Annotated in this window: 16 protein-coding genes; 12 read left to right on the plus strand and 4 right to left on the minus strand. The window is 66.7% G+C overall.

Annotated elements, in window-relative coordinates; translation table 11 throughout:
* Window positions 1-768: 768 nt before the first annotated feature.
* The 6 genes from J8I33_RS02335 to J8I33_RS02360 all read left to right on the plus strand — a co-directional run bounded on the left by J8I33_RS02335 (window position 769) and on the right by J8I33_RS02360 (window position 7691).
* The gene (locus tag J8I33_RS02335) at window positions 769-1551 is read left to right on the plus strand and encodes a Crp/Fnr family transcriptional regulator (RefSeq protein WP_175976075.1); all 783 of its coding nucleotides are present in this window, start codon (window positions 769-771) and stop codon (window positions 1549-1551) included.
* Between the two features lie 180 nt (window positions 1552-1731).
* Window positions 1732-1983 carry an acyl carrier protein gene (locus tag J8I33_RS02340; RefSeq protein ID WP_006490451.1) on the plus strand — a complete coding sequence of 84 codons (252 nt, stop codon included), beginning with the start codon at window positions 1732-1734 and terminating at the stop codon, window positions 1981-1983.
* The gene (locus J8I33_RS02345; RefSeq protein WP_176015334.1) at window positions 1980-3176 is read left to right on the plus strand and encodes an acyl-CoA dehydrogenase family protein; all 1197 of its coding nucleotides are present in this window, start codon (window positions 1980-1982) and stop codon (window positions 3174-3176) included. The genes J8I33_RS02340 and J8I33_RS02345 overlap by 4 nt, the downstream gene beginning before the upstream one ends.
* On the plus strand, window positions 3173-4156 hold the full coding sequence (locus J8I33_RS02350) for an amino acid--[acyl-carrier-protein] ligase (protein WP_124554166.1): 984 nt from the start codon (window positions 3173-3175) through the stop codon (window positions 4154-4156). Before J8I33_RS02345 ends, J8I33_RS02350 begins: the two co-directional genes overlap by 4 nt.
* Window positions 4153-5208, plus strand: coding sequence for a DUF1839 family protein (locus J8I33_RS02355; RefSeq protein WP_050011084.1), 1056 nt, complete (start codon window positions 4153-4155; stop codon window positions 5206-5208). Before J8I33_RS02350 ends, J8I33_RS02355 begins: the two co-directional genes overlap by 4 nt.
* Entirely contained in the window at window positions 5205-7691 is a 2487-nt protein-coding gene (locus tag J8I33_RS02360) for a glycoside hydrolase family 2 protein (RefSeq protein ID WP_209932846.1), read from the plus strand. Before J8I33_RS02355 ends, J8I33_RS02360 begins: the two co-directional genes overlap by 4 nt.
* 41 nt (window positions 7692-7732) lie before the next feature.
* Here J8I33_RS02360 and J8I33_RS02365 read toward each other — a convergent pair whose 3' ends face one another.
* Window positions 7733-9124 carry a sigma-54 dependent transcriptional regulator gene (locus tag J8I33_RS02365; RefSeq protein ID WP_175976070.1) on the minus strand — a complete coding sequence of 464 codons (1392 nt, stop codon included), beginning with the start codon at window positions 9122-9124 and terminating at the stop codon, window positions 7733-7735.
* Between the two features lie 1197 nt (window positions 9125-10321).
* Between J8I33_RS02365 and J8I33_RS02370 the strand changes: the two genes are divergently transcribed.
* The gene (locus J8I33_RS02370) at window positions 10322-10900 is read left to right on the plus strand and encodes a drug:proton antiporter (protein ID WP_050011082.1); all 579 of its coding nucleotides are present in this window, start codon (window positions 10322-10324) and stop codon (window positions 10898-10900) included.
* Window positions 10897-12474, plus strand: coding sequence for a mannose-1-phosphate guanylyltransferase/mannose-6-phosphate isomerase (locus J8I33_RS02375; protein ID WP_124594676.1), 1578 nt, complete (start codon window positions 10897-10899; stop codon window positions 12472-12474). Before J8I33_RS02370 ends, J8I33_RS02375 begins: the two co-directional genes overlap by 4 nt.
* A gap of 62 nt (window positions 12475-12536) precedes the next feature.
* Here the strand turns inward: J8I33_RS02375 and J8I33_RS02380 are convergent, their stop codons facing one another.
* On the minus strand, window positions 12537-13823 hold the full coding sequence (locus J8I33_RS02380) for a right-handed parallel beta-helix repeat-containing protein (protein WP_209925359.1): 1287 nt from the start codon (window positions 13821-13823) through the stop codon (window positions 12537-12539).
* A gap of 289 nt (window positions 13824-14112) precedes the next feature.
* Between J8I33_RS02380 and J8I33_RS02385 the strand changes: the two genes are divergently transcribed.
* The 4 genes from J8I33_RS02385 (at window position 14113) to J8I33_RS02400 (ending at window position 18912) form a co-directional block, all read left to right on the plus strand.
* Window positions 14113-15159: a glycosyltransferase family A protein gene (locus J8I33_RS02385; RefSeq protein ID WP_209932848.1), complete on the plus strand. Its 1047-nt coding sequence runs from the start codon at window positions 14113-14115 to the stop codon at window positions 15157-15159.
* A gap of 320 nt (window positions 15160-15479) precedes the next feature.
* A complete protein-coding gene (locus J8I33_RS02390) occupies window positions 15480-16628 on the plus strand; it encodes a glycosyltransferase (protein ID WP_209925369.1) in 1149 nt (382 codons plus the stop codon).
* A gap of 21 nt (window positions 16629-16649) precedes the next feature.
* Window positions 16650-17729 carry a glycosyltransferase family 1 protein gene (locus tag J8I33_RS02395; RefSeq protein WP_209932947.1) on the plus strand — a complete coding sequence of 360 codons (1080 nt, stop codon included), beginning with the start codon at window positions 16650-16652 and terminating at the stop codon, window positions 17727-17729.
* A 130-nt stretch (window positions 17730-17859) separates the two neighbouring features.
* On the plus strand, window positions 17860-18912 hold the full coding sequence (locus J8I33_RS02400; protein WP_209932850.1) for an acyltransferase: 1053 nt from the start codon (window positions 17860-17862) through the stop codon (window positions 18910-18912).
* Window positions 18913-18954: 42 nt separating this feature from the next.
* Here J8I33_RS02400 and J8I33_RS02405 read toward each other — a convergent pair whose 3' ends face one another.
* Together J8I33_RS02405 and J8I33_RS02410 are read right to left on the minus strand one after the other, a co-directional pair.
* Window positions 18955-20337: an oligosaccharide repeat unit polymerase gene (locus J8I33_RS02405; protein WP_245170195.1), complete on the minus strand. Its 1383-nt coding sequence runs from the start codon at window positions 20335-20337 to the stop codon at window positions 18955-18957.
* Window positions 20334-22613, minus strand: coding sequence for a polysaccharide biosynthesis tyrosine autokinase (locus J8I33_RS02410; RefSeq protein WP_209925372.1), 2280 nt, complete (start codon window positions 22611-22613; stop codon window positions 20334-20336). Before J8I33_RS02410 ends, J8I33_RS02405 begins: the two co-directional genes overlap by 4 nt.

Consider the following 22613-nt stretch of genomic DNA (forward strand, 5'->3'; position numbering starts at 1 on the left):
CCGTTTCGACACGCCAGCCCGAATAAGCGATTTACGTGCCAATAGCCGCCCGTCCTTAATATATGAATCACATCCGATTTAGAGCCCCCGAATAACCAACCCCAAAACCGAAAAAACGTCTCATTTCCGGACACTCCCCCATACGACGGACACAGCACGCATTCGACTGATCAATTCCCGCGCGCCGGCTCGGGACGCCGGCGTTGGGGTCGCGATGCTTATCGTTCAAATACTTACAGCCGATTTTCAATTGTTTCCGTGATGTGCGGCGCAGCATTTCCCGGCGTCACCACACCGCACACGCTCGTTTCAAACTGTCTCAAATTTGAATCGGCACACTAATTTCCCGCTCTGTCCACCACCGCACATATCGCCCGCAAGCCGTTGATATAAATATAAAATCTGGCTGACCCCATTTATTTGTCAAATAATGTTCAATGTCTTCCCGCCACTTTCTCTGTACGATTCGTCACGTTGTCCGATTGATTCCGGTCGACATAGAATGACAAGCAGGTTCACGATTCCATTTCCGGATGATTAATTCCGGAGAAAGGAATTCTTAAATCGACATAACGTTTGCGTGCAGTCGAAATCGTCAAACTTTGTGAAATGGCAAAAGGTCGAATTGGCCGAATTCAATTGCGTGCTAGCCTTTTTCGCGAGTATCGTCATTCCGTTTTTTTGATCAACAAAGTCCGCACGATCGTGCGATTTCCATTCCGGGATTCGCCGCAACGACGCGCGACCGCCCACCTGCGAGGATGCGCCGTGACTCATCAGGCCACCGACGCCGTCGCTTATGCGAACGGCATGATCGAGCTTTCCCACAGCTTCGACGCCAACCGGTTTCTCGCGGCCATCGACCGCGACGAACTCGCCACGCTGACGCCCCACCTGCAACTCGTTCACCTGAAATCCGGGCAAGTGCTGTGCGAACCCGGCGAAATGCTCGCCGCCGTCTACCTGCCGGTCACGACCGCGATTTCGCTGCAGTACGTGTCGTCCGGCGGCATGACGCTGGAAGTCGCGGAGATCGGCAGCGAAAGCGTGGTCTGCGACGACGTGATCGGCGGCAGCGGCCGGATGCCCTGCCGCGCGGTCGCGTGCCGCGACGGCTTCGTCTACCGGCTCGACCGGCGCGTCTTCGCGACCGCGTTCGAGGCGTCGCCGGTGATCCGCCATCTCGTGTTCGTCTGCGTGCGGCTGCTGATGGCGCAGGTCGCGCAGATCACGTTCTGCAGCCGTCATCACGTGCTCAAACATCAGTTATGCAGATGGTTCCTGCTCGCGTTCGACCGCACGCGCAGCATCGAGATTCAGGTGACGCACAGCATGCTCGCGCAAATGCTCGGCGTACGACGCGAAACGGTCACGGACGCCGCCGGCGAAATCCAGAAGCTCGGCCTGATCCGGCAATACCGCAGCTCGATCGAGCTCGCGGACCTCGACGGCCTCGAAAAAATGTCGTGCGGCTGCCGCGCGATCGTGCGCGACGAGATGAAGCGCATCCTGTCGGCCGACTCCGGCGTGCCGGCCGCGTCGCGCGCGTGATCGGCGCGCCGGGTCGGGGCGGCGCTTCGGCGCCGCCCGCGTGCCGGGTCAGCCGTTTGTAGGGTGGCGAACAGAACGCCGGGGCTGCCGATGGTCTACTGATGCCGGACTGCCGGGGGGATGTCAGCGCTTATCGCGCGTCTGCCCGAGCGGACGACACCACGCACGCCGGAGCAGCACGTGAAAAACGAAATCAGAACCATCCTGAAGCACGTCGCCCATCTCGAAGCCGCGATCGACTCGATCGGCGACGGGGACGACCTCTACGAAGCGGGCCTCTCCTCGCTCGATACGATCCAGCTGATGCTCGCGATCGAAAAGCAGTTCAACATCGAGATTCCCGACGAGATGCTGAACCGCAACCTGTTCCGCAGCATCGACGCGCTCGCGGACACGATCGCCACGCTGCAACGCACCGAGCACTCCGCATGAGCGCGCTGCTTCCCGAACTCGCGTCCGACAGCGATTCGCATCGGCTCGACGAGGCCGCGCATGCCGTCGCGCAGATCGCCGCGCAGCATGCCGATGCGGTCGATCGCGACGCGCGCTGCCCCGTCGAGGCAATCGAGGCGATGCGCGCGCGCCGGCTGCTCGGCGCGATGGTGCCGGCCCATCTCGGCGGCGCTGGCGCGTCGCTGGAAGACATCGCGTCGGCCTGCTCGATCCTCGGCCAGGCGTGCGCGTCGTCGGCGATGGTGTTCGCGATGCACCAGATCCAGGTGGCATGCATCGTCGACCATGCCGCCGACCAGGGCTGGCACAAGCTGTTCCTGCAGCAGCTCGTGCGTCACCAGTGGCTGCTCGCGTCGGCGACGTCGGAAGACGGCGTCGGCGGCAACCTGCGCGCGAGCCAGTGCGCGCTCGAGATCGACGGCGGCGGGTTCCGGCTGCACAAATCCGCGCCGACGATCTCGTACGGCGACTACGCGGACGGCATTCTCGCCACCGCGCGACGCGATGCGGATGCGCCGGCTTCCGAGCAGGTGCTCGTCACGCTGCTGCGCGACGGCTATACCCTCACGCGCCGCGGCGAATGGGACACGCTCGGCATGCGCGGCACGTGCAGCAACGGCTTCGTGCTCGACGCGCAGGGCGCCGCCGTGCAATGCCTGCCGGTGCCGTTCGCGAAGATCGCCGAGGAAACGATGGTGCCGGTCTCGCACATCCTGTGGGCCGCGGTGTGGATCGGCGTGGCCGGCGACGCGTTCCATCGCGCGCACCAGTTCTTCCGCGCGCAGGCGCGCCAGACCGATGGCGCGCCGTCGCCCGCCGCGCGGCGCATCGCCGAATCGCTCGCGCTGATGCAGGCGATGCAGGCGCGCGTCGACAACGTGCTGCGCCTCCACGCGAACGCGTCGGCCCGCTCGTGGTCGGCCGGCATGGCATGGGCCGCCGAGATCAATACGCTGAAGACCTACGTGTCGGCGACCGCGCTCGAGGTCGCGCACCAGGCGATGATGATCTGCGGGATGGCGGGCTACAAGCAAGGCACGCCGTTCAGCATCGGCCGCCACATTCGCGACCTGCACGCGGCGCCGCTGATGATCAGCAACGACCGCATTGCCGCCAACACTGCGAGCCTGTTGCTCGCGCTGCGTCCCGCGACGCTGGAGAAACATACGTGAACGATCGCCTCGCCGTGCCCTCTGCCGCTTCCGCCCCCTCCGTTCCCGCCGACGCACCGCTCGACCGCGCGGGTGTCAATCCGCTGCGCGACGCGCTGATCGATGCGGGCCTGCTGGTCTCGACCGGCATCCAGGGCCTGTTCGGCCGCAGCGAACGATTCGAGCGCGTGGTCGAAGCGCTCGACGCGTTCGTCACGCGCCTCGGCGCCGACCAGCAGGCCGAAGTGCTGCGCTTCCCGCCGGCGATGAGCCGCACCGAGTTCGAGCGCAGCGAATACATGAAGAGCTTTCCGCAACTGGCGGGCAGCGTGCATGCGTTCTGCGGCGACGAACGCCAGCATCAGCGCGTGCTGCAATGCCTCGATCGCGGCGACGACTGGACCGAAAACCAGAAGCCGACCTACGTCGTGATGACGCCGGCCGCGTGCTACCCCGTGTATCCCGTCGTCGCGCGCGCGGGCGCGCTGCCCGCCGACGGCCGGATCGTCGACGTGTTCTCGTACTGCTTCCGTCACGAACCGTCGCTCGACCCGACCCGCATGCAGTTGTTCCGGATGCGCGAGTACGTGCGGATCGGCACGCCCGAGCAGATCGTCTCGTTCCGCGAGACATGGATCGAACGCGGCACGCGGATGATCGACGCGCTGCGCCTGCCGAATGCGATCGATCTCGCGAACGACCCGTTCTTCGGGCGCGGCGGCAAGATCGTCGCGGACAGCCAGCGCGAGCAGAACCTGAAGTTCGAGCTGCTGATTCCGATCGAGCACGACGACCGGCAGACCGCGTGCCTGAGCTTCAACTACCACATGGACCACTTCGGACTGCTGTGGGACATCCGCACCGCGACCGGCGACGTCGCGCACACGGGCTGCGTCGGCTTCGGCCTCGAACGGCTCACGCTCGCGCTGTTCCGCCACCACGGCTTCGACATCGACGCATGGCCGAGCGACGTGCGCGACGTGCTGTGGGGCGCGCGATGAGGTTCGTTTCCCGCGACGGCGAAGACGCGTCGTTCGAGGGCGTGCGCCACCGCGCGCGCCACTACCGGCCGCACCCGCTGCACAGTCAGGAGATGGTCTGGAAGCAGACCAACTGCTACGTCGACATGTGGCTCGAGGTGCTCCGCTGGTGGGGCCTCAATCCGTATGCGGCGCTGCCGTTTACGATCGCGCTCGATTTCGAGGGCGACCAGTTCACGTTCTTCAAGTTTCCGCACGACGAACTGGAGCGGCTCTACGGGATCGTCGTGCAGGAGCATTCGATCTACGAGCCGCTCGACCAGCACATCGAGACGCAGGTCGCGCGTGGCCACCTGATGATCGTCGAGGTCGACGCGTGGTTCCTGCCCGATACGCGCGGCACCAGCTACCGCACGCAGCATACGAAGACGACGATCGGCATCGACGCGATCGACCGCGAGAAGCACCAGATCGGCTACTTCCACAACAGCGGCTATTACGTTGCCGAGGATTTCGACTACAACGGGCTCATCGGCGCGAGTTCGCCGATGACGCTGCCGCCGTATGTCGAATGCGCGAAGCGACGCTTTGCGCCGCTCGACGAGCGCGCGCTGTGCGAAGCCTCGCTCGCCGCGTTGCAGCGCCACCTGCGGCGCCTGCCGGTCGTCGATCCGATCGCGGCGTTCCGCCGGCAGTTGCAGACCGATGCGCAGATCCTCGCGGAAGCGCCGCTCGAACGCTTCCATGCGTACTCGTTCAATTCGGTGCGGCAGCTCGGCGCGAATTTCGAACTGTTCGGCCACTATGCGCGCTGGCTGCACGCCAGCGGCTGCACCGGGCCGTTCGCCGAGATCCGCGCCGCGTGCGATCGCATCGCGTCCGAAGCGATGGTGCTCGAATTTCGGCTCGCGCGCGCGTGCGCACGCGGCAAGGAAGAACGCGGCGATGCGACGCTCGAAGCGATCGAGGCCGCGTACGCCGACCTCGTCGCGTGCGCGCGGCAGATCGGCGCGCCGCTGCGGCACGTGACGCCCGTGCGCGCCAACGCAGCGCCCGTGCCGGCCATGCGGTGACGCGCGCGCGCACGCTGCCCGCATGGTCGATGCGGGCGACGGCCGCGGGCGCCGTGCGCGAGCCGCGCGACCTCCCGGCCGACCACGACGGCTGGATCGCGGCGCCGGTGCCCGGCACGGTCGCGCAGGCGCTCGCGCTGGCCGGCCGGCTCGACGAAGCCGCGTCGCTCGACGAGCGCGACCACTGGTATCGGCTCGAGCTGCGCGGGCGCGGGCTGCGCATCCTGCGCTTTCACGGCCTCGCGACGCTCGCGCAGGCCTGGCTCGACGACACGCCGATCCACTGCTCGGACAGCATGTTCGTCGCGCACGACGTGCCCGTGTCGCTCGACGGCACGCACCGGCTGACCGTCTGTTTCCGCGCGCTCGCGCCGCACCTGCGCGACGCGCGCGCGACGCGCCGTGCACGCTGGCGCACGCGGCTGGCCGAACCGGCCGCGCTGCGCACGATCCGCACGTCGCTGTTCGGCCATATGCCGGGCTGGTTCCCGCCGTATGTGCCCACCGGCCCATGGCGGCCCATCGACGTGCTCGATCCGTCCGACGGGCCCATTCTTACCGATTGCAAACTGCATGCACGCGTCGAAGGCGACACGGGCTGGCTCGATGCGGAACTGACGTTCGCCGCGCCGCTGCCCGACATGTTCGCGGCGCGGCTGTCATGCGGCGAACATCACGCGACGCTCGAACGCGCCGGCGCCGACCGGCTGCGCACGAGCGTCGCGATACCGAACGTGCGCCGCTGGTGGCCGCATACGCACGGTGAACCGGCGCTCTACGAGATCGCGCTGCATATCGGCGATGCGCGCCGGTCGCTGGGCTCGACGGGTTTTCGCACGATCGACGTCGACGCCGGCGCCGACGGCAAGGGTTTCGGACTGCGCATCAACGGCGTGCCCGTATTCGCGCGCGGCGCATGCTGGAGCAGCGCCGCGCCGCTCGCGCTGCACGCGGACGACGCGACCTACGGCCGCCTGCTGGGGCTCGCGTGCGACGCCGGCTTCAACATGATTCGCGTCGGCGGCACGATGACCTACGAGGCCGACGCGTTCCACGCATGGTGCGACCGGCTCGGGCTGCTGGTCTGGCAGGACTTCGGTTTCGCGAACTTCGATTACGCGCTCGACGATCCCGCGTTCGCGGCCAACGTCGATCGCGAGGCGAGCCAGTTCCTGTCGCGTCACGGCCCTTCGCCGTCGCTTGCGGTGCTGTGCGGCGGCAGCGAGATCGCGCAGCAGGCCGCGATGTCGGGGCTCGGGCCGAAGCAGCGCTTCGTCGAGCTGACCGCCGACCGGCTGGCCGGCCACGCGGCCGCACACCGCCCCGACGTCCCGTACGTGCCCGATTCGCCCGACGGCGGCGTGCTGCCGTTCATGCCGCGCGAACGCGTGTCGCACTACTACGGCGTCGGCGCGTATCTGCGCCCGCTCGACGACGCGCGCCGCGCGGACGTGCGCTTTGCGAGCGAATGCCTCGCGTTCGCGAACGTGCCGGGCGATGCGACGCTCGCGGAACTCGGCTGGCCGGGCGTGCACGAACCGCGCTGGAAGGCGGCCGTGCCGCGCGATCCCGGCACGTCGTGGGATTTCGACGATATCCGCGACCATTATCTGCAGACGCTGTACGACGTCGTGCCCGACCGGCTGCGGCGCGAGGACCCGGCGCGCTACCTCGAGCTGTCGCGTGCGGTGATCGCGGACGTGATGCGCGAGACGTTTTCCGAATGGCGGCGCACCGGTTCGCGTTGCGCGGGCGCGCTCGTGTGGCAGTTCCAGGACGTGATGCCGGGCGCCGGATGGGGCGTGATCGACGCCGCGCACCGGCCGAAATCGGCTTGGTATGCGCTGCGTCAGGTGCTGCAGCCGATCCAGGTGCTGCTCGTCGACGAAGGCCTGAACGGGCTCGACGTGCATGTGGTCAACGAACGCCCGGCGCCGCTGTCGGCCGCGATCGAGCTGGTCGCGCTGCGCGACGGCCGCACGCCGGTCGCGCGGGCCGGCTCCCCGGTGCGGATCGCCGCGCACGACACGGTACGGCTCGGCTCGGCCGAGCTGCTCGGCCGCTTCTTCGACTGGACCTACGCGTACCGCTTCGGCCCCTGCGAACACGATACGGTCGTAGCGACCTTACGCGCCGACGACGGCACGCTGCTGTCGCAGGCGTTCCATTTTCCGTCCCGCACGCATCCGGCCGTGCTGGCGCGTCGCGAACCGGGGATCGAGGCATGCGTGTCGCGCACCGGCGCGACCTGGCACGTCGACATCGACACGCGACACGTCGCCCGCCACGTGCAGATCGACGCGCCGGGCTTCATGCCGAGCGACGACTGGTTCCATCTCGCGCCCGGCACGCCTGCGCGCATCGCGCTCATTCCATTGCGAACGGACGGGAAGCTCGCGGCGGCCGACAACTACGTCGCGCCCACGGTGGAAATCCGGGCCGTCAACGCCGCGCGCGCGGTGCGCGCCACGCAGGCCGGCTGACACGACGCTCGCGTCCGGCGCAAGCGTCATGCCGGCGCATATCAGTCGGACGAGCCCGTCCCGCGCGGTCGCTCGATGCCGTACGCCTCCATCCAGCGATACAGCGTCGCGCGCGACACGCCGAGCTCGCGCGCCGAAGCGGCGACGCGTCCGCGCGTCCGCAATAACGCGGTTTCGATCGCCTCGCGCTCGATCGACTTGCGGATGTCGGCGACCGACGGCGACGCCGCATCGAGACAGTATTCGAGCTCGAGATCCTGCGCGGTGATCAGGCGCCCCTCCGTCATTACGACCGCACGGCGCACGCGGTTGATCAGTTCGCGGACATTGCCCGGCCAGTCGTGCTTGTAGAGCGCCGTGATCGCATCCGTCGAAAAGCCGCGCACGCGATGGCGCGCATCGCCGCGGAAGCGTTCGAGCATGTGGTGCGCGAGCAGTTCGATGTCCTTGCCGCGCGCGCGCAGCGGCGGCTGGTCGATGCGCATCACGCACAGCCGGTGGAACAGGTCGGCGCGGAAACGCCCTTCCTCCATCGCGTCGCGCAGGTCGACGTGCGTCGCCGACACGATCCGGACATCGACCGGCACCGGATCGCTGCCGCCAAGACGATGAATCGAACGTTCCTGCAAAAACCGCAGCAGGCTCGCCTGGCTTTCATGCGGCAGGTCGCCGATTTCGTCGAGCAGCAGCGTGCCGCCGTTCGCGGCCTCGACGTAGCCGATCTTGCGCGCGTTCGCGCCGGTAAACGCGCCGCGCTCATAGCCGAACAGCTCGGACTGCAGCAGATGCGGCGGAATCGCGCCGCAGTTGACTGCGACGAACGGGCCGTTGCGTCGCTCCGAATGACGGTGGATCGCGACGGCCGTGAGCTCCTTGCCGGTTCCCGTTTCGCCGAACACGAACACCGGTGCGTCGGTGCGCGCGAAACGCCGCACCGTATCGAACAGCCGCAACATCGCGCTGCAGGTGCCGACGATGCCCTTTTCCTCCGATTCGAGCTGTTCGCGATCGCGCGCGAACAGGCACTCCATGCCATAGGCATGGCCGACCGTATCGGCGATCCGCTGGTGCGACGCCGGCAGCGTCACGTAGTCGAAGCAGTAGTCGCGCAACAGCGCGCGCACGTTCGGCGACGCCGTCTGGCCGACGTCCACGAGCGCCACCCAGACGACGTCGCGCATCGACGCGCAGGTCGACGCGATGCTGCCGATTGCATCGGCATGGCCACCGCTCAGATCGAGAATGCCGCAGGTAATTTCGCCGGACGTGTCGCGCAGGTCGTTCGCATGCGCGACGACCGTCACTTTCCAGTCGCGGCGCGACAATTCCTTTCGCAGCATCACGGACGGCGACTGCGTCCAGTAAATCAGCGGACGCTGCCCGTTACCGCTCCCCGCGCCGGCGCTCTTATCGCGCGTTATTGGCATATTCATAACGAACCGTCACTCTCTGCACTCCGCGAACCGTCCGCGTGCGCTGCGGCCGGCGGCGCATGGCCGCCCTTCCGCGCTGCGTTTCCGCAGCCTTGGCGAAGATCGAAACTGCACACGGCGAAAACCCCCGGAGGTCGAGCCGGATGTCATCCGGCCTCGTTGTCATCGAACTCGAACGGAATGCGCGGCTGCGGGAGCCATGACATTCCGGCTTTGAAGCGACCCGCCGTCAGGCGGGGCACGCCGGCAAACGGACATTCCGTCCGCATGTGCGTCGCGTCGTACACGACAGTCGCGCCCGATGCTGAACCGGAGGGCTGCCAAACCGCGCCCGGATTGACCGCCCCATTTCATCCGCACCTGAATCTACACCCCGTTTCGAGATGACCTTGTTACCAAAAGATAATCCTGAATCAGTCGGTTACGCTGCCCGTGGCCCCGCGCTGCGCGCTTTTGACCACTGAGATTTGATTATCTCCGACCATTCCCGTCAATCAGTGGCAAATACTACTTTTCCGCAAGATTGATACGATCGATTACCTGCGATTTTCACCGAAATCTCCCAAAAGTGCGTGGGACCGCGCGTCCGGACCGCATAATCGCGCGCGCCGGCGGGTCGCCGCATCGCCTTGCGCCGGCGCGCGGGCCGCCCGGCCGTTACACGTCGTAATCACCGGCCTCGCGCCGCGCAGCCTCTTTTCGGCGAATTCCCCGCCGACAGGCTCGGGTGCCGGGCGCCGGGCATCGGACGCACGCCCGCGCGCCGTGCGGTGCAGCATGACGGCCCTCCCGGCGCGATCGGCCACCGCGCACGTCGCGACCCGAAGCAAACCCACCGGCCGATCACCACGACGGTGCAAGCGCGCGACCGGCAGTCGCGAACCACCGCAATCCTCGGTCCCGCGTCCCGGTGACCCGTTTTGCGCGCGATGTCGGCCGCGCTTCATTGCAGGCCGCCACGATGAAGCAATTATGAAAAGGCACCGGCCCCGACGGTGTGTGCTATCGCACATTGCGACGCTCCCGTGACGCGCACGTCGCGTCGTATCCCGCGCCGTGCATGCGAATCCGGAGCGTGAGTACGCTTTCGAACAGACCGCCGCACCCCGCATCCGGATGATGAAGATCGCCGCGCCGCACGGAACGACCGCGTCCGTGCGGCGCGGCGTGCCGAAGGCATCACGCGAGGACCGCATCATGGAATGGCATTGTTGTGAATTCGAACACCTGAGCGCCGTCGATCTCTACGCAATCCTGCGCGCGCGCAACGCCGTGCTGGTGGTCGAGGATGCGCACACGCATCTCGACATCGACGGCAAGGACGCGGGCGCGCTGCACGTCTATGCGAGCGTGCGCAACGGCGACACGACGGAAGTCGCCGCGTACGCGCGCATCCTGCCCGGCGACGACATCGATCCGGACGTCGTGATCGACAAGGTGCTGACGAGCGAAAGCTGCCGCGACGACGACACGCTCGAACGCCTGATCGGGCGCGCGCTCACCGCCGCGCAGGCCGCATGGCCGGACACCGCGGTGCGCACGCACGTCCCCGCGCCGCGTCAGGCGTTCTACAAACAGTTCGGATTCCGCAAGGCCTACGGCCCGTATCTCGAACAGGGTGCGCCGTTCGTCGGCCTGGTACGGTCGGCCGACCGTGCAGCCGGCGCGCTGCGTCACCTGCTGTCGCGGGCCGTTTCCGTCTCCCGCAACGACGACACGCGCGCGGACGGCCGCGCGCGCACCCGGCTACCCGCCGATACCGGAGCGAACCGATGACCCCTACCCTTCGCCCGGTTCCCGAGCCCGATCTGCCGAGCATCCTGCCGGTGATTCTCGCCGGCGGCTCCGGCACGCGGCTGTGGCCGCTGTCGCGCGAGCAGTATCCGAAGCAACTGATCGAGCTGGTCTCGAACGAGTCGCCGCTGTCGGCGACGGCGCGCCGCCTGAACGGCATCGCGAACGCGTCGCTCGGCGATACGCTGCTGCTCGTCTGCGGCGAACAGCATCGCTTCATGAGCGCCGAGCAGGTGCACGGCCGCTCGGCGCCCGCCCGCATCCTGCTGGAGCCGGCCGCGCGCAACACCGCGCCCGCGCTGACGCTGGCCGCGCTCGACGCGAGCGCGCTCGCGGACGACCCCGTGCTCGCCGTGATGCCGGCCGATCACGTGATCGTCGACGTCGGCGCGTTCCAGGACGCGATCGCACGCGCGGCGCGCTATGCGCAGGAAGGCGCGATCGTCACGCTCGGCGTGCTGCCGCGCCGCGCGGAGACGGGCTACGGCTACATCCAGGTGGGCGAGCCGCGCTCGGGCCGCCACGGCAGCCAGGGCGGCTACGCGATCGGGCGTTTCGTCGAAAAACCCGATGCGGCGCTGGCCGAACGCTATCTGCAATCGGGCGATTACTGGTGGAACAGCGGGATCTTCGTCACGCGCGCATCGGTCTGGCTGAAGGCGATCGGCGCGCTCGCGCCGGACATCCACGCCGCCTGCGAGAACGCGTGGCGCGCGGGCGTCGCCGACGATCCGTTCTTCCGGATCGATGCGGCGGCCTTCGACGCGTGCCCGTCGGATTCGATCGACTATGCGGTGATGGAGCGCCTCGCGCAACACGGCGAGCTCGGCATCGAAGGCATCGTGGTGCCGCTCGCGGCCGGCTGGTCGGACGTCGGCACGTGGGACGCGATCTGGGAAATCATGCCGAAGGACGATCAGGGCAACGTCGCGCGCGGGCCGATCGTGTTCGAGGATACGCAGGACAGCCTCGTGCGCTCCGAAGGCCGCCTCATCGCGTGCGTCGGGATGAAGGACGTCGTCGTGATCGAGACGGCCGATGCGGTGCTGGTCGCGAACAAGCACGACGTGCAGCGCGTGAAGAACATCGTCGCGCGCCTGAAGACCGACCAGCGCCCGCAGGCGAGCGAGCACCGCAAGGTGCAGCGGCCGTGGGGCCATTACGATTCGATCGATTTCGGCGAGCGCTTCCAGGTGAAGCGGATCGTCGTCGAACCCGGCAGGCAGTTGTCGCTGCAGATGCATTATCACCGTGCCGAGCACTGGATCGTGGTGCGCGGCACCGCGAAGGTCACGCGCGGCGCCGAGACGTTCCTGCTGTGCGAGAACGAATCGACGTATATCGCCGTCGGCGAAGTGCATCGACTCGAGAATCCCGGCCGGATCCCGCTCGAAATCATCGAGGTGCAATCGGGCAACTATCTCGGCGAGGACGATATCGTGCGGTTCGACGATCAGTATGGGCGGGCGGTCGTCGGGACGGTTCAGCCATCGTCAAGGACGACTTCCGCGCAACCCGAGCCGGTCGTATCGCTCTCGGCCGGAGAACCCGGTTAGCCGGACGAGCGTCGGACAGGTGCATGCGAATCGCGCCGGCGCGTTGGCCGCGCCCCGCACGATCAATCGACGCCGCGTTGGGACCAGCGCGCCCGTCTGACGGATTCGCGCACGCGTGGCAGCAGTGACGTATCGGCGCCGACGGCGTCGGGCGCGCCGGGCCGAGACAGGCGCGTGCTCGTGCACGGCGCGCCCCTTGCCCGATGGTTCGCGGACGAACCCGCGGACGCGCCGGCGGCGCAATCCGGTTCAGGTCCGACCCGCACCGGCATGCCGCCGATCCCCGACAGCTGATTGTCCGCCAGCCGTATGTCCGACACGTTGCCCCACAACCGAATGCCATCGAATCGCGCATTCGAAACGCGATTGCCGATCACGGTCACGCGCGACACCGAACCGGACCACGTGCTGACCTCGATCGCTGCTTGCTGCGTGAGCGGACGCGAATCGGTCCGACCTGTCGCCGTCTGAATATCGGCAATCACGTTGCGCTCGATCCGGACGTCAGACGAGCCGACCGTGCGGTTGCTGTCTTCCTGAGCGACGAGAATCCCGGCGCTGACCTGCACGTTGCGCACGATGTTGTTTGAAATCGTCACGTTCGCGCCGCCGACGACGGTGATGCCGCGGCCCCACGGGTTGCCCTCCAGCGAGTTGCCGGTAATCATCACGTTGCGGGTCAGCACGCCTTCCGCCTGGTAGCTCACGACGGCGATCATGTCGTCGCCGGTTCCACGCACGACGTTGCCCTGCACCAGCACGTTGCGCGAGCCGTGCGTCATGTGAATGCCGTCCGCCAGCGTCGACAGCACCTCGTTGCCGACGATCGCGACATCCGCACCGCCGAACACGAAAATGCCCGCGCCTGCGCCACCGTCGACGACGTTGTCGAGCACTTGCACGTCGCGCCCCGTTACCTCGATCTTCGTCGACTCCGGCGTCGTGAGACGCGTGGTGCCGGTTCCCGTGAGCCGGAACCCGACGAGCGTCGTACCGTCGCCGTGCAACTCGATCGTCTGATCGTTCGGCGCTGTCGCGATCAGCGTCGCGCCGAAGCCCGACAGCACCACACGCGCCTGCCGCACGACGAGGGACCGGCCGACGACATACCGCCCCGGTGCGAATACAAGCCGCTGCCCCGGCCGCAGCGCGTCGAGCGCGCGTTGCAGCGCGTCGCCCTGATCGGCCGCGGCAGGGTCCGGACGCACGTACGCGTCCGGTACAGCCGCATCAAGCGCGGCCGGTTGGGTCGCGGAGGTGGCGGGCGCGGCGAGCGCCGGCCACGATAGCGCACCCGCCATGCACATGCCGGCGACCACAAAGCGCGACAGGCGTTGCAATTCATGCATATCGTATCGTTTCCCTGACAAGTCTTCGTGCACGTCGAACCGCACGTATTGACGGCCGGCTGCGTGGCCTGTCCGCTAAGCCGACGAAAGCGGCGATGCTCCAACGTCGATTAGATCAGGGGCTCCGAACGGCTTCGGTGCGTCATCAGACCAAGCGCTCCAGTACCGCATCGACGACGCGATATGCCATGCGCGCGCGCACTCCCGAACGGTAGGCTCGCGAACTGTGCGCAGCCGGGCGATCCGTATCATGACCCCGATCGTCCGCGCGCCCGTCCGACTTCCGCACATGACCGACCTGACCATCGCAATCTGCAACTACAACCACGGCAAGTACCTGCGCGACGCGATCGACTCGGCGCTCGCACAGACCGCGCACGGCGTCCGCGTTCTGATCGTCGATGACGGGTCGACCGACGATTCGCGCGACATCATTCGCTCGTATGGCGAGCGCATTGCCGCGGTGTTCCAGGAGAATCGCGGTCAGGTTGCCGCGTACAACCGCGCGCTGGAGCACGTCACGTCGCGCTACGTCATCCTGCTCGATGCGGACGACCTGCTCTATGCCGACGCCGCGGCACGCGTGCTCGCCGCGTTCGCATCCGGCGATTTCGTGAAGGTCCATTTCCGGCTCGACGTGATCGCGCACGATGGCGCGCGAACCGGCGCGAGCGTGCCGCAGTCGGTGATCGATACGGATTGCGGCCGCCTGTTGCGCGCGGGCTGGCTGTACCCGTCGCCGCCTGCATCGGGCAATGCGTACCAGGTCGCTGCGCTGAAACGCATTTTTCCGGTGCCCGTCACTGCCGACAATCTCCATGGCGCCGATTTCTACGCGATCTACGGCATCGCGCTGCTCGGTGCCGTCCACATGATCGATGCGACGCTCGGCGGCTATCGCATGCACCAGCAGTCGAACGCAAGCGCGGCCGACGGCCCGGCCCTCGCGCTCGCCAACTCGGAAGACGCGGCAACCGGTGCATTGAAGGCCGAACGCCGCTGGTCGATCCTGCGCACGCTTGCCGGCACGCGGTTGCGGGAAGCGCTACCGATGGCCCCGCTCGACTTCGCCATCGAGAAGGCGCGCTTCGCGAGCACGCTGTATCGCGCGCCGCTCGCGCGGCGCTGGCGCTGGTTCCTGTGCGAATCGGGACGCTACTGGCACACCGTGCTGCGCAACCCGTTCTGGCGCCCGGCCAAGAAGGTGGCGGTCACCGTGTTGTCGCTCGCGTGCTTGCTGCCCTCGTCAACGCTGAGCAATCGCGCGATCCGCTATCTGTCCAATCCGCTCGCTCGCGTACGCAAGTCGCCCGACCAACGCACCGGCGCGCGATGAATCCCATCCGGACGCGACTGCGGCTGCCGATTCGCTCGTTCGGTTAGCCATCGCACCGAGTGCGTGCGGCGTGCGCTTCACAATGGTCCGGACCAGTTGATGCATGCGTGGCGCGTAGATTTTCGCCGCCACGTGGCGTGTTCGCGCGATCAAGTCCGACAGACCGGAAGCAATGGCGGCGGCGATCGCGTATCAATCAATCAGGAATACGTAATTGATCGGACGTACGGTATGCGTGGCCCGCTGACGACTTGACGATACGCCGCCCCCCATCGCCGCACTGGGTAACGAACAGCGCGACCGAATCGACAGACCGAGAGATGACCCAGGAAAAGATCGTTCATATTGCCGAAGCATTCGGCGGCGGCGTGCTGTCGATGCTCACCTATCTCGCCAACCATGCCGCCGCGGCCGGCGTGGATGTGACGGTGCTGCACGCGATCCGGCCGGAAACGCCGGCCGATTTCTCGACGCTGTTCCGGCCCGACGTGAAGCTGGTCTATGTCGACATGGTGCGCGAGGTCAACGTCCGGCAGGATCTGCGGAGCGTGCACGCGCTCGTCCGTACCCTGCGCGACTGCAAGCCGACCGCGATTCATCTGCACTCGTCGAAGGCCGGCGTGCTGGGACGTATCGCTGCCCGGATCGCCGCCCCGAATGCAACGGTTCTCTACTCGCCACACGGCCTGTCATTCCTGCGCTGCGACGTGTCGCCCATCAAGCAGTTCGCTTATCTGAGCTTCGAGCGCATCGCGGCGCGCATCGGCGGCACCATTGTCGCGTGCTCGGGCAGCGAGCTCGGCGAGATCAACGGAAAAGTCAGGCCAAGATCGGCGGTCCTGGTGGAAAACGGCGTGAACGTCGCGGAGATTCCGGCCCGCCGTACGCGCGACGACCACAAGGTCGTGATCGGGATGAGCGGCCGCGCGTCGTTCCAGAAGAACCATGAAGCATTCGTGCGACTCGCCGACATGTTGCACGGCGCCAGCGTCGAGTTTCTGTGGATCGGCGGCAACGCGGCCGAGATCCCGGATTCCGCCGCGCGCGAGGCCGTCGCATGCAGTGGCTGGGTAACCCGCGAACGCGCGCTGGCGCTGACGTCGGAACTCGACATCTATGTCCAGACCTCCCGCTGGGAAGGCATGCCGGTCGCGCTGATCGAAGCGCAGGTTGCCGGAATTCCGGCCGTCGTGACGAACGTTGTCGGCAATCGCGACGTGGTGATTCATGGTGTGACGGGCTATGTCGCGTCAACCGCCGACGAGATGGTCGAGTACGTGACCGCCCTTCGCGACGATCGGCAGCTTCGCGAGCGGATGGGTGAAGCCGCGCGAAAGCGGGCCATTCAGCGGTTTTCGATGAGCGCGATCTTCCGGCAATGGCATGCGCTTTACGGACTCGGCACCGACGAGCCGCGCGTCGACACGCGCGAGTTCAAGCCGGTTGCAGCGGATCACGTCAAAGCCTGATTTCGATATCCCTTTATGGACATGATCTCGTTCAAGAAACCGAAGCCACTCGTATACAACGGCCGATTCACCACGCAGAAGACAACCGGGGTGCAACGCGTCGCACGCGAGCTGATCGCCGCATTGATCAAGTTTCAGCCGCAGGATCCGGTAACCGTGCTGGTGCCTCCGCAGCCGGGCATCGAGGTAAGCGGAGCGAAGATGGTCGAAGTCGGCTTTTACAAGGGCGTGGTGTGGGAACAGCTGGTGCTCCCGTTGTTCGCACGCCGCGGCCGCATCGTCAATCTCAGCAATTCGGCATCCATTTTCATCGGCAACCAGATCATCTACATGCACGACGCGGCCGTGTTCGACACCCCCGCGCATTTCTCCCGCCCGTTTCGCATGTGGTACCGGGTCATGTTCTGGATCCTGGCGCGAACCTCCGTCTGCGTGCTGACCAACTCCTATTTCTCGCGGGATCGCCTCGCGCATCACTGCGGGGTTGCCGCGGAAAAGATCAGCGTCGTGCCGCTCGGCGCGGATCATCTCGACACCCTGGAACCGGACACCAGCGTGCTCGATAAGCATGCGCTGACACCGAACCGGTTCGTGCTCGCGGTCAGCAGCATGAATCCCACCAAGAACTTCGGCCGGCTGATCGCGGCGTTCAGGCAGATCGACGATCCGTCGGTCGATCTCGTCATCGTCGGGATGCAGAACACCACCGTGTTCGGCAAGCAGGACCTCATGGCGGCGGCGGAACCGAACGTCAAGTACGTCGGCTATATCAGCGACGAACAATTGAAGGCGCTGTATCAGCACGCCGCATGCTTCCTGTATCCGTCGATCTACGAAGGCTTCGGCATACCGCCTCTCGAGGCGATGCGCTACGGCTGCCCGGTCGTAGTCGGCAAATCTGCGGCCCTGCCGGAAGTCTGTGCCGATGCGGCGCTGTACTGCGATCCGTATTCGCAGGACGACATCGCGCGGAAATTGCGGAGCCTGCTCGATTCCGACGCACTCAGGTCCGAGCTCAAACGCAAGGGAAGCCTGCACGCGGAGAAGTATCGCTGGAGCCGAAGCGCCGAGATGATGAAGGCGATATTCGAGGGGCTGTAGGCCATCCGTCGGGCTGCACGACGCTCCACTGTCGCCCACCGCACTGTCCTGCGCATCGGTCCGCCATACAGTGAACGACTGTCCGATATCCCGGCGGTGCGGAACCTGACGGGCCGACCGCCCCTTCATCATGACTGCTCGCGAAACCAGCCTCGATGTCGCCCGCGGCGCGGGAATCATTCTTGTCGTATACGGCCACGTGCTGCGCGGTGCCGTTTCCGCCGACCTTGTGCCGACAGGCGCGGCCGACACGGCATTCGCGTGGACCGACTACGTGATCTACACGTTCCACATGCCGTTGTTCTTCTTCCTGTCCGGCCTGCACGTCTGCAGCTCGCTGCGCCGCGCGCCGGACGGTTTCTTGTGGTCGAAGATCAGGACGATCGTGTATCCGTACCTGCTGTGGTCGATCGCGCAGGGCGCCGTGCAGATTGCAATGGCGTCGCACGGCACCAATCATCCGTTCACGCTGGACGACCTGCTGGCGATCGGCTGGCGACCGTTCGCACAGTTCTGGTTCCTGTACGCGCTGATGCTCTGCATGCTCGGCATCCGGGCTTTCGCGGCGGCCGTGCCGAATACGACGCGTTCACCCATGCCATCGCGGGCGCGCGGCTGGCTCGCCGGATGCGCGGTGCTCGGGCTGGTACTCGGCGCGGCGACGCAGTGGGGCATCCTGTCGATCACGCTGATGAACGCACCGTTCTTCGTGACGGGCGTCATTGCGTCGCAGGCGTTGCCCGGCTGGCTCGCGCGCAACAGCGGGCCAACCGCATGCGCCGCCACGGCAACGGCATTCGTCGCCGCAGTTGTATTCGCTCACGGCTTCGGTGGCGCGACGAGCATCTGGGCGCTTCCCGCCGCGTTCTCGGGCATCGCGCTGACGCTGCAACTCGCGCATCGGTATGCGTCGCAGCCGGCACGCGCGGCATGGCTGGCGGCAATCGGTTGCGCATCGATGCCGATCTACCTGACCCACATCTTCGCGATGGCGGCCGTACGGATCGTGCTGATGCGCGCCGGCATCACCGATCTCGCCTTACACCTCGTACTCGGCACGCTGGCCGGTGTCGCGATCCCGATCGTCGTCTATCTGGTCGCATTGCGGACAGGCTTCGCGCACATTGCCGGCTTCCCCGCGTGGCCAGGACGCGACACGGCGGTACGAACGCGTACCGCTTGAGCTTCGCGCGATCATCCCGAGGTCCGGGCGCCCTGCGAGCTGCTATGCCGTTGCACTGCCGCCCCGCTCGTTCGTTTCCGCGGCGCGCGTCCCGCGTCCGGATCCCGTATGCCCGGAAGGCCCAACGCCCGCCGGGCGCTTCCCGAACCAATGGAACACGATGATCGGCAACACGATCGGCAGGAAATTGCGTCCGCTGAACAGATTTGGCGTACGCATGATTTCCATCAGTGACACGTAGAGCACCGCGTGCGCGCAGCACCAGAATCCGTTGCCGCTGCGCCAGCCCGCATAGCTGCGGCCAACCATCCAGCCGAGCACGGCTGCGTCGAGCAGCCCGAACCAGCCCCATTCATAGAAGTGGACGAAGATCCCGGACGGATTGTTGAATTCCGGGTCCGCGTAGCTGTTCAGAAACAGGTTGAAGCTGTCGCTCGAATCGAACCACGGCTGGAACGTCGCGCCGATCACCGGAAAGCGCATCAGCCAATCGAACGTGAACATCGGATGGCCCTGCCCCCAGCCGAGCACGGCGAGCATCCCCGCACCGTTGTTCAGCGACGTCGAATAGTACAGGCCGAGCCGTTCGAGCGCGAAGTCGAAGATGTTGTCGTAGATGTTGACGTAATAGGCTTCCCATGAACGGTTGTACTCGTTCGCGATAAACAGCGCGAACAACAGCGGGATCGCCGCGTACGGCCCGAGCGTCAGCAGCCGCGCATACCGGCCGTGCAGCCGGAACCGCACGACCATCAACGCGAGCGGCATCACCATCTCGATCAACGCGAGGCGCTCCGCGAACAGGAAGCTGCGCAGCAGCGTCAGCACCGCGAGCACGGCCATGTAGATCTTGTAGCGGTTCAGGCCTTTCGCCGGCGTTCGGAACACGTAGAAATAGAGCGCGACGAACGGCGCCGTCGCCTGCGTGAACGAACTCAACCCGGTGATCCGACCGATCTGCTGGAGCATGTCGTACGCGGTAGCCTGCCCGTGCAGGAACTCGAGCAGCAGCGCCGGACGCGCGATGACTCCGCTCATCATCACGAGATTGCCGAACAGCGCGAGTGCAAACAGGCAATCGAGCACGCGCGGCGGCACCTCGACGGGCGTTTCCGGCGGCCCGCGCCGCGTCCGCGCTTCGGTCGTCGCGAGCCACGCCGTGGCCGCCACCACCATCAGGAACAGCGCGCCGACGAACGCGTAGTAGCCGTCGAAATAGATTCTCGCGATCGACTTCTGGTCGCCCAGCAGGCTGAGCGACAGCAATCCGTACAACGGCAGGATGAACATCAGCACGAGCCGGGCCGGATCTTCCCACCAGTAGCCCGTGTAACCGCCCGCCGCACCGCGCACGCGCGCCATCCCGCGCAACGTCGCCGGGCCTGGTCGCGGCCCGGCTCCAGCCCTGCCCGCTCGCCGGTTCATGACGGGCGTTCCGCCCGTTGCCGCGACGCCATCATCCCCGTCAACCCGGACGTGGCCTGATGCGTGTTCGCATCGTTGTAGCCGTAGTCGTACCGTCCCGGCGCGCCCTTGTAGTCGTTCAGGATCACGCCCCGTACGCCGATATGCGCGTGCTCGAGCCGCCGCGCGCTTTCATCGAGTTCCGTCAACGTCGTCACGCCGCTCCGCGCAACGAGGAACACGGTGCCCGCCAGGCGCCCCAGCACCAGCGCATCGGCGACCGGGAGCAACGGCGGGCCGTCGAGCACGACCATGTCGTAGCGAGACGCGACCCGCTCGATCAGTTCGGCGAGCGCGGGCTGCAGCAGCAGTTCGCCCGGATCGGGAACGACGTTGCCCATCGCGATGAAATCCAGGCCCGGTGCGACGCCGCGCTTGATTGCGTCGTCGAGCGTGTGGGTGCCCGCCACCACGTCGGAGAGCCCTGGCGCGCGGCTATAGCGGAACCGGTCGTGCAGCGAGCCCTTGCGCAAGTCGGCATCGATCAGCAGGACGCGCCGCTTCGCGGCGCCCACGAGCGACGCGATGTTGGCCGCGACGAACGACTTGCCGACGCCCGTCGTCGGGCCGGAAATCAGCACGACGGGATTCGATGCGGCCGGCATCGACAGTTGCAGCGCCGCCCGGAAATTGCGCAGGCTTTCGAGCGCCGCATCCTGTCCGTCGGCCTGGGCCTGCGTCGCCAGCATGCGCTGGCCGCGCCGGCGCACCTTTGACCGCAGCTCCGCTTGTGCCGCGACGGCGCTGTGCGGGACCGTCGCGAACACCGGCAAACCCGTCGCCCACTCGATTTCCTCCGCGTCGCCGATCGTGCCAACGACACGCTGCCGGGCGACCACGATCGCCGCGCCCGCCATCAGGCCGACCATCAGCAAGCCGACCACCGCGACCCCGCGATGCGGACCGATCGGTTGCTCGGCGACCTTCGCCGTATCGACGATCCGCACTGTGCCCGTCTTGCTGGCACGCGCGAGGACCATCTGCTGGCGCGTATTGAGCAGGTTCGTGTACAGCGCGGTGTCGACGGCCACGTCGCGCTGCAGTTGCAGCACGCCCTGCTCGACGGTCGGCAGTTGCTGGATCTGCTTGCGGGCCGTGTCGAGCGAGCGCTGCGCATCGGCGAGCTGCGCATCGACGGCCACGATGGCCGGATGCTTCGGCATGAAGCGCGTCAGCAGTTCCTCGCGCCGCTGCTGCAGCGTCTGCACGCGCGTCTCGATGTCGACCGACTGTTGACGCAATGCCAGTGCCTCATCGCTCGTATTGACCGTCCCGTGCGATGCACGGAATGCGTTGAAGCGGCTCTCCGCCGCTTCCAGCTGCGCCTTCAATTGCGGCAACTGGCCGTCCATGTATCGGATCAGCTTGTCGGCCGCCTCGGACTTGCGCTGCGTGTTCTGCGCCAGATACGCATCTCCGATCGCGTTCAGCACACGGCTGTCGTGCACGGGATCGATGCCGTCGAGCGTCACGCCGATCATGTTCGACTGCTTGCCGCGCTCCGAGATCAGCGCGTTCTTCTGCAGCCACGTCGTCGCCTCCTCGTCGCTGTAGCGCGTCAGGTCGAAGCGTGCGCCGGGCTGGCCGGCCACGTCGCGCACGAACACGTCGATCGGCCCCTGCGGCGTCTCGACGTGCAGCGGTTGGCCGATGCGGCCCTGCCATGCCGGTCCTTTCCGGCCGAAAAAGCCCGTGCGCTGCAGCGTGTAGGCGCCGTCGTCGCCGACGGTCAGCGCGAAACGCTTGCCGAGCAGGCGCTTGGGCACGTCGAAGGTCGGCACGTCGATGCGCTCGGTGCCATACACGTATCCGCCCGGCAACGGCGACGACAGCCCGTCGGCCGCGTTCACGAAGCGCCAGCCGATCAGCGGCAGGTAATGCGGCCGTGCGTCGAGGGCGAGGTTCGTGCTCTGGATCGCGCGGTCGAGCACCGCACGGGATTTGAGCACCTCGATCTCGGTCGATGCATCGGTCTTCAGATCGAACACCGATGACGGATCGCCGGGCGGCGACGTCTGCTTCGAATCGGTCTGGCTTTGCTCGACCTGAAACAGGATGTCGGAGCGGTAAACGGGAGCCGCGAACAGCGCATACAGGCCGCCCGCGAGCGCGCCCGCGAGCGCCGTGCAGACGATCAGTCGCCGGCCGCCATACAGCATGCTCCAGTAGCGGCGCACCGGATAGGACGGCCGCAGAATGCGCCCGCTGTGCGGGTCAGGCAGGGTCGAAGTGTTCAT

This window comes from Burkholderia sp. AcTa6-5 (genome assembly GCF_017815075.1).
Classification (GTDB): domain Bacteria; phylum Pseudomonadota; class Gammaproteobacteria; order Burkholderiales; family Burkholderiaceae; genus Burkholderia; species Burkholderia sola.

What these genes read in the sequence shown, in the direction of transcription:
- J8I33_RS02395 (WP_209932947.1), top strand. Translation starts at nt 16,650, where the DNA reads ATGATCTCGTTCAAGAAACCGAAGCCACTCGTATACAACGGCCGATTC.
- J8I33_RS02385 (WP_209932848.1), top strand. Translation starts at nt 14,113, where the DNA reads ATGACCGACCTGACCATCGCAATCTGCAACTACAACCACGGCAAGTAC.
- J8I33_RS02355 (WP_050011084.1), top strand. Translation starts at nt 4,153, where the DNA reads ATGAGGTTCGTTTCCCGCGACGGCGAAGACGCGTCGTTCGAGGGCGTG.
- J8I33_RS02410 (WP_209925372.1), bottom strand. Translation starts at nt 22,613, where the DNA reads ATGAACACTTCGACCCTGCCTGACCCGCACAGCGGGCGCATTCTGCGG.
- J8I33_RS02380 (WP_209925359.1), bottom strand. Translation starts at nt 13,823, where the DNA reads ATGCATGAATTGCAACGCCTGTCGCGCTTTGTGGTCGCCGGCATGTGC.
- J8I33_RS02345 (WP_176015334.1), top strand. Translation starts at nt 1,980, where the DNA reads ATGAGCGCGCTGCTTCCCGAACTCGCGTCCGACAGCGATTCGCATCGG.
- J8I33_RS02390 (WP_209925369.1), top strand. Translation starts at nt 15,480, where the DNA reads ATGACCCAGGAAAAGATCGTTCATATTGCCGAAGCATTCGGCGGCGGC.
- J8I33_RS02400 (WP_209932850.1), top strand. Translation starts at nt 17,860, where the DNA reads ATGACTGCTCGCGAAACCAGCCTCGATGTCGCCCGCGGCGCGGGAATC.
- J8I33_RS02405 (WP_245170195.1), bottom strand. Translation starts at nt 20,337, where the DNA reads ATGAACCGGCGAGCGGGCAGGGCTGGAGCCGGGCCGCGACCAGGCCCG.
- J8I33_RS02375 (WP_124594676.1), top strand. Translation starts at nt 10,897, where the DNA reads ATGACCCCTACCCTTCGCCCGGTTCCCGAGCCCGATCTGCCGAGCATC.
- J8I33_RS02370 (WP_050011082.1), top strand. Translation starts at nt 10,322, where the DNA reads ATGGAATGGCATTGTTGTGAATTCGAACACCTGAGCGCCGTCGATCTC.
- J8I33_RS02365 (WP_175976070.1), bottom strand. Translation starts at nt 9,124, where the DNA reads ATGAATATGCCAATAACGCGCGATAAGAGCGCCGGCGCGGGGAGCGGT.